Raw genomic sequence first — 7,964 nt, 5'->3', positions numbered from 1 at the left:
CCCTCCCGATTATTCGGACAGGCAGAACAGATTTCATCTGTCCCTACATACAGCTGTACATCCATCCCTTTCTGCAATTCATCCAATACTTCTTTCATATGCGCCGAAAAACCATCACTGTAACCTTCACCTTTAAAATAAGCAAGGCACATACCATGATGCGGTCTCAATAAAACCGGCCGAGCCAGTTTCTGCTTGTCTTTTTCTTCTGCCATTTTCTTTCTCTCTTTCTGCTTTTCCCTGCATGATTTTATGATTACTGCATTACAGCAGCAATCCGACAATTCCCACAACGATTAGAATCGGGAATGCCAGATAGATCAGACCGCCCACAACCAATCCGATCAGAATAACCGGAAGCAGGACAATCGTCAGCAGGAATTTTGAAATTCCCCAGGCAGCTTTAATACCAAACATCAACAGTTTTCCAAAAACCGCAAAAAAACAAATAATAAATAACAACGTTAACATATTCTTCTCCCCTTCTATCTCTCATAATAACGATTTTGAAATTTTCACTTATTTCAAATAACCATCACAGATAAATTAGCCGTTGCTGTAATGCTATGCTTCTATTATAATAAAGAGAGCAATAAAAATAAACTTTGAACATATAGAAATAACACTGTTTATTTCTCCGTTTTGGAGTATAAACCATAAAGAGGGATTTTACAATGGGAAGACAATCGACAAGAGCAAACAAAAACATCTATCAGATCTGCCGTGAAGAATGTGAACTGACAAGAGAAAAGGCCAGTGAAATGATGACCGGTGTTTCTGCTTCACGAATTGAAAAAATCGAATACAATCTTCAGGATCCGACACCTTATGACATTGTTCAGATGGCTGACTGTTATAAAAGACCGGATCTCTGCAATTATTATTGTTCCCACAAATGTGAAATTGGCTATCGCTATGTACCTGAAATCGAAATGTCCGAACTTTCAAGCATCATTTTGGAAACAATAGCCAGTCTGGATGAGATCAATCCACTCACAGGCCGTCTGATCCAGATTGCCCGCGACGGAAAGATCACAGATGATGAAATTAAAGATTTTGCATTTATCAGCCACAAGCTGGACAAAGTGTCTGTAGCCATTGATGCGCTGAATCTATGGGTTAACAAAACCGCCAGCGAAAACAACATCAATATTGATATGCTGAATATTGAAAAAGAGAAACTGGATAAATAATCGATACAGTGGGCTGTCCGCCATTTAACCCAATATAAATCACAAACAATGTACAAAACTCTGAATAAATGCTATGATATAAAAAACACTTTTTGCCGTATTTTGTTCTTAACATAAGGAGAATTGATTATGTCCCACCAAAATCCCCCGGATGCCACCCGGGTATCCCGGATTTTTTTCTATATTTTAATGTTTGCCATTCTCGGCTGGTTTACTTACATGCAGTTTTTCGGTGTCGATGAACGCCGACTGAATGTTAATTCAGATTCCATGATCTACACCGGTACTTTTACCTGGGAGAAGTCTGATGAAACATCTGAAGAAATTACTGTCCCAGGGCGATATGATCTGCCTGTGGGTGAGACAATGGTACTTACCACACGTCTTCCGGAAGACTATCACGAGAATACCATGGCCATTCGTTCCTCCCTTCAGGATGTCAAATTCTATATCAATGGCACACTGCGCGCTTCTTACAACACCAGCGAGACACGACTGACCGGCAAAAACTCTGCCAGCCGTTATATTTTCTGTGAGACTTCGGAGGCCGATGCCGGCAAAGAACTCCGCATCGAGCTGACAACCCATACTTATAATTATTCCGGTGTTGTCAATACGGTTCTCTGCGGTGACAAAACAGATATCTGGCTCAATATTTTGAATCAATACGGACCTGCAACTTATATTGCCATTTTCATCTTTTTTACCGGTCTGGTAACGATCCTTTTCAGCCTGGCACTCGGCATGATCTATCATTCCAGTTTTGATATGGAATACCTCGGCTGGTGTATGATAATGGGCGGTGTCTGGATGATGGGAGAATCCAAACTGCGGCAGATATTAGTTCCAAATGCCTCCGCTCTGGGTTCGCTCTGCTTTGTCATGATTCTTCTGTGTCCGATTCCGATTCTGCTCTATGCAGACAGCATCCAGAAGCAGCTTCATCGCAGATTGTATACCATCCTCGGGGGTCTGGCGCTTTTGGATTTCGCTGTCTGTTCCATTCTGACATTTTTTGGCATTGCAGACTATATTGAAACGCTTCCAATCGGACAAATCATCCTTTGTTCGATACTTGTCGTTGTATTTATCCATTTGTTTATTTATATGCGCAGCAGCCGCCGCAAATCAGACCGGCTTCTTCTTCTGGGGCTGTTGGCATCCATCATATGTATCTCTATAGAAGCGATTTCTGTTTATTTTGTTACCAGCATATCCGGATTGTTCATCGGCATTGGCATGATCATCCTGCTTTTTGTCAATATCATCCGAACCCTCAGAAACCTTCAGGATATGGAATTGCACCGTCAGAAAATTGAAGTTGAAAAAAGCAAACAGCAAACAGAACGCATATCTCTGCAGATGATGCAGACCCTTGCAACAACAATTGAGGCCAAAGACGAATACACCCGCGGTCATTCTTACCGTGTGGCGGAATATGCCGCATTAATTGCCAAAGAACTCGGCTGGTCACAGGATGAAATCACCAACCTGAAACATGCCGCACATCTGCATGACATCGGCAAAATCGGTATCCCGGATTCTGTTTTAAACAAACCGACCCAACTGACAGAGGATGAAGATAATCTTCTGAAAAAACATACAATTATCGGTGCCGAAATCCTCAAAGATGTCACGCTGATCCCACATGTTGCCGAAGTGACAAGAAATCACCATGAACACTATGACGGAAGCGGTTATCCTGACGGTCTTGCAGGCACTGAAATTCCGATTTATGCCCGTATTATCGCTGTTGCTGATTGTTACGATGCCATGAATTCCCGTCGCATTTACCGTAATGCTCTGTCTCAGGATGAAATCTATGAAGAAATCCTCAAAAACAAGGGCACACAATTCGACCCTGAAATTGCAGATATATTTCTGACATTGCTAACCGAAAATCAGATTCCTGATCTGGATGACTTTTCAGAAAGCAGCAGTACTTCTAATCTTGCGGATGACCATCGAACCATCAGCAAATTCATCTCGGATGTAGTGATCACAATTAAGGCACAGGAATATGCCAAGAACTACGACCTGCTCACCACACTTCCGATGCGAAATCTCGGTGAGCGCCTGACGGCGGAACTGATGCAGCAATCCGACGGATACCTCATTTTCCTTGATATGGATAATCTGAAAAAGATCAATGATATCCACGGACACAAAGCCGGAGACCGGGCACTGAAACTATTGGGCAATCTATTGTCACGCTACTCCGATGAGGGCGTCGCCTGTCGATTGGGCGGCGACGAATTTCTGCTGTTTTTGCCGAAAGCAACTCATGATTCTGTCACAACACAAATGCAGGAACTCTTCGATCAGTTCCGTTTGGCCATTTCCAAAGATATCGAAATCAGAAGTGCTACGCTTTCCGCCGGAATCTGTATGTGCACAGCCGGTGATAACTTTGAAAACTGTTACCAGAAAGCGGATAAAGCTTTATATTATGTCAAACAGAACGGTAAAAATCAGTTCTTCTTCTATCAGCAGATTGACCGTAAAGAACTTCTTACCTCCAGTACTGGCAAAGATCTTCAGCTCGTAGCCAAATCCCTGCGGGAAAGCGGCACCTACATCGGTGCCATGGATCTGAATTACCGTGACTTTGCCCGTCAATATGAGTATATGAGTCAGCTCAGTATTCGCAGCCAATGTCATTGTTATCTTGTGATGGTCACCATGGAAACAGCTATCGATACGATTCCGAATATAGAAGCCATTGAACAGGCTCTGGAATGTATAGAAAAGGCTATCCGCCAGAAGATTCGCCGTGTGGATATCTGTACCCGTTACAGTTCCATGCAGTATCTGATCATCCTGTTTGAACCGATTGAAACAGAAATACCGCATATTATGGATCGCATTTTCATGCAATATCGCCAGCAATGCGACAACACCGATTTCCGTCCAACCTATGAATATCTGGTGATTGCCGGAGAAAAACAGTAAAAATACACTATTTTTTCACTATTTTTCATTACTTCATCGGCAACAGTTGTCTGATACTTTCCGATGAAGAAACACCGCCTATCCGTAAGATTATTCTACAATAAGAAAACTATAGATTAAAAGAACTGCCTCTTGACCATTTTGGCCAAGAGGCAGTTCTTGTGACTATGAAGAAAATCCTATCTATCCTGTTTTCTCTTTTTGTTTGCAAATGCTTTTCCCATTAACATCACTCCACTGCTAAATAACAGTGTAATCCAAAGTAATATATTACTGTTGTCTCCTGTTTTCGGTGTTTTTGCATTATCTAGTTTGGATGCAGTCGTTTTAGATGATTTATTCTCCTTATCAGTAGTATCCTTCTTTGTAGTACTTGCAGCTTTAATTTCAAATTCAGTACTGCATTCACCATCTGTATACGCAACAGTCAATGTGTGTTTACCAACAGATAATGTTTCAAGATACTCTTTCTTTAAATTTACTATTGTGGAACCTGAAACTGCTGTATACTTATCAGCATCAATCTTCGTTCCATCAACCTTTACTCCTGTAAATTTAGAGAATTCACCATTTGCACGGAAAGCAAGATTCTTATCACTGCTCTTTGTCCACTTACCATTTGCTCCTTCCAGGAACTTGTAATCCGGTGTTATAGCCGGTGGTGTAACTGTACGAATGTATCCGCATACATTACAGGTTGTGTCTGCTGCATCATCATATATATGAGCTGCTTTGTCTTTTACACTTCCTGCCTTATCTGTACAAGCAGCATCTGTGCATTCATGCCAGTGATCTGCATCATCACTACTCCATGCTCCATATGTGTGTGTATGTACCGGAGCCGGTGGTGTTACTGTGCGAACGTATCCGCATACATTACAGGTTGTGTCTGCATCATCGTCATATATATGAGCTGCTTTGTCTTTTACACTTCCTGCCTTATCTGTACAAGCAGCATCTGTGCATTCATGCCAGTGATCTGCATCATCATTGCTCCATGCTCCATATGTATGTGTATGTACTGATGCATCGCTCTTACAAGTTGCTTCAATCGTCGTATCTTCGTCGGATGTTATGATAGTTACATTAAGCGTATTTTCGTTTGGAAGTATAGCCACAACGGATCCTGATGTCACAACCCATTTATCAAAGTTTTTGAATTCTTTAGCATAGAGAGTTACCTCTTCATTTCGCTTAAATTTTCCCGGATTAGAGCTGCCAGAGATGCTTCCGTTTACGACTGTTAATGTATGATCGACAGCAACGGATCCAATATCTTTATATGTAGCTACAACCCATGCATCAACACCTTTTGTTGTAAGGGTAGTTTTCGGTTTTGTTATATCTGCTACCGCTACCGTATCTTCTACTACAACCCATTTATCAAACTCTTTACCTTCTGGAGCTGGATTTGCAGTGATTTCTACTGTTTTATTAATTGCATATTTTCCAGTACCCTGACCATTAATTACGTTTAGATCGTATTTCAAAGCCCCCGGTGTTTCTTTATCTTTGTATGTAGCTCTAACAGTTACGTTTCCTCCTAATACCGTCATTTTTGTAACTTCGCTCTTTTCATCCTCGAACTTTACATTACTTGATGCATTGGGAACCCACTTGTCAAATTCTTTGCCTTTTTCAGGTGGGTTTGCAGTAATGGTAATCGTAGCATTTTTTGGTAACTGTATTCCATCTGGTGTTCCATTTTCAATCCATGTTATCCATGTCTTTGGTCCCCATATTGGAACAGTATAGATTATGGCTATACTTCTATTGTAAGATTTGGTGTCTTTATATCTTACTTCATAGTCTCCCGGAGATAGTCCAGTAACCTCTTCATCCGGGCAATCTTTCCATGTAGTTGTGCCAACTTTTCGGTATTCCATTTCCGTTGTTGTTGCTAATATACGGCCATCGTTGGCTCCTTCCTTTGTTGGCATGGCACCGGCTAATTGTCTTGGGCCATCTCGATCAGCTTTATCAATCGTCCATACAATATCCTTGTCTTCTGTAGTGCCATCAGACCAAATATAGCCTTTATTTAAACTAGCCCTGGCAGTGTAGGTACCTGCTTCTGTCGCTTTATGTCCGGTAAGTGTGCCGATAGATGAACCGCCGCCATACACATCATGTAAATATACCCCAGTTTGTTCTTCTCCGTTATAAGTCAACTTTTTAGAATACACATTAGCTATCCGAAGAGTAGCTGGAGAAATGTAAACTTCTCCTTTTGGCATAACAAATGTTGTTGTCGTACTCTTCACATTCTGAAACTCCACATCTGTACTATTATCATCAACTGCCCATTTCTCAAAAGCGTATCCTTTCTCAAGATCCTTGAGCTTCACGGTAAGGACAGTCCCTGCTTTTGCTTTAGAAACAGGTTCCCCTGCTTCATTCGTTATTTCAGCATTTTTGGCTTTGACGGTATATTCGCTGTCTTCTTCCCTTGGGAAGTTCACATAGATTTTTGTATAACTATTATCATCATCCCAGGCAACTTTCCAGATCATGCCATAATTAATTGTGACATCATCCTTTGTTAAATCAGGCGAAATGGTAACAGCATGATCTTTCCCAGTAATGGTAATACATACACTATAATCTTTTGTTGGATCATATGCTGCATTACTACCAATGCTTTTATCAGTTTGATTTAACCCATTGTAATAATTAAGCCAAACATCATAGGCAGCACCCAGATTATGACCAACATACATACTGGAAATTTTACCACTCCATTGGTCTCTTGGCTTAAAGGTTACACCAACTGTATCTTTCAGACTTGGATAAGACACACAAACCTGTAGAGCGCACCCCCAACGGAACTTGCAATTCCAGTCCTGTATATACTTGGAATTTATTTTTACTTTACTATAAGAAGAGTCAAGGCTATACGCGTTCTTATCGTACTCAAAGTTATACATAACTGTATAGGCCTTATCAGAATTATATACGGAAGCAATCGGACCCGTTACTTTATCATACCCTTCATATACAATAACTTCTTTCAAAGTCATTTTATCTGATGGAGAATACGTGATTGATTTAAAATCATTGATATTTGTGATTTCAGTTACTGGCTTCAAATTCAGCTCTATCTCTTTAATTTTTTCAGGCGAAGCCGCTGGAGAGACTGCCGCTGGAGAGACTGCCGCTGGTGCTAACATCCTAACTGCAGGTTTTACTGTTTCCTCCATTACAGCATCTTCATCTGGTTCAGCTTCTTCTGCCTGTTCATCCTGCATTGCAACACTTTCATCTGGCTTCACTTCTTCTACCTGCTCGGTCTGCATTACAATGTCTTCATCTGATTGAACTTCTTCAACTTGATTGGCATCTTTTTGAGTATCGGCTTCATCTGCATAAGCTGTATTGATTGGCAATAACGTCAATATCATACAAAGCACAAGCATGATACTCATCCATCTTTTCTTTCTCATCTTCATTCCTCCATTTCTTATTTATTTCTTTTCGCAGTTGCTAACACCCAAAAATATCAAAATTACCCGTTATTTATTTTAAATGAAACACTAAAGAATTGCACTAGCACTTGTGATAGTAATCGACTTGCACGCATAACTTTCAGCAATATACTCTCATAATAATCAAACATTTGCTCATCTGACTCTGGAAAAATAAAAACATTATCGCTTTAATATAAAAAACATCTTGTCTTTTTTTCAGAAAACTTATTCTGTTTTTCAACTTCTGTGATATAATGCTTTATTATAAAAATTCCCGTAACTGTTCAGAGCTAACCTCCAAAATGCTACGCATTTCGTCGGTGTGGCGTATCCGCCAAATAAAATTTCAAAA

Annotated in this window: 5 protein-coding genes; 2 read left to right on the top strand and 3 right to left on the bottom strand. The window is 40.5% G+C overall.

Annotation, left to right across the window (positions count from 1 at the left end; translation table 11 throughout):
• Together WMO25_RS11575 and WMO25_RS11570 are read right to left on the bottom strand one after the other, a co-directional pair.
• Positions 1-215 (bottom strand): DUF1284 domain-containing protein (locus WMO25_RS11575; RefSeq protein ID WP_349085441.1); only part of this gene is annotated, 215 nt, incomplete at its 3' end.
• 49 nt (positions 216-264) lie between these two features.
• Entirely contained in the window at positions 265-471 is a 207-nt protein-coding gene (locus tag WMO25_RS11570) for a hypothetical protein (protein ID WP_015514828.1), read from the bottom strand.
• 203 nt (positions 472-674) lie between these two features.
• Between WMO25_RS11570 and WMO25_RS11565 the strand changes: the two genes are divergently transcribed.
• Positions 675-1,193, top strand: a complete 519-nt coding sequence (locus WMO25_RS11565; protein ID WP_117526553.1) for a helix-turn-helix domain-containing protein — start codon at positions 675-677, stop codon at positions 1,191-1,193.
• Between the two features lie 129 nt (positions 1,194-1,322).
• Positions 1,323-4,145, top strand: coding sequence for an HD domain-containing phosphohydrolase (locus WMO25_RS11560; protein ID WP_349085440.1), 2,823 nt, complete (start codon positions 1,323-1,325; stop codon positions 4,143-4,145).
• A 179-nt stretch (positions 4,146-4,324) separates the two neighbouring features.
• Here the strand turns inward: WMO25_RS11560 and WMO25_RS11555 are convergent, their stop codons facing one another.
• Complete coding sequence (locus WMO25_RS11555) at positions 4,325-7,588, bottom strand: InlB B-repeat-containing protein (protein ID WP_349085439.1); 3,264 nt, start codon at positions 7,586-7,588, stop codon at positions 4,325-4,327.
• Between the last annotated feature and the right edge of the window lie 376 nt (positions 7,589-7,964).

It is taken from the genome of Coprococcus intestinihominis, assembly GCF_040096555.1.
Taxonomy (GTDB): domain Bacteria; phylum Bacillota; class Clostridia; order Lachnospirales; family Lachnospiraceae; genus Coprococcus_A; species Coprococcus_A intestinihominis.
This window is presented reverse-complemented; position numbering and strand designations above follow the sequence as displayed.

Excerpts from the sequence above, each read along its gene's own strand:
- WMO25_RS11570 (WP_015514828.1), bottom strand. The coding sequence starts at position 471 with ATGTTAACGTTGTTATTTATTATTTGTTTTTTTGCGGTTTTTGGAAAA.
- WMO25_RS11565 (WP_117526553.1), top strand. The coding sequence starts at position 675 with ATGGGAAGACAATCGACAAGAGCAAACAAAAACATCTATCAGATCTGC.
- WMO25_RS11560 (WP_349085440.1), top strand. The coding sequence starts at position 1,323 with ATGTCCCACCAAAATCCCCCGGATGCCACCCGGGTATCCCGGATTTTT.
- WMO25_RS11555 (WP_349085439.1), bottom strand. The coding sequence starts at position 7,588 with ATGAGAAAGAAAAGATGGATGAGTATCATGCTTGTGCTTTGTATGATA.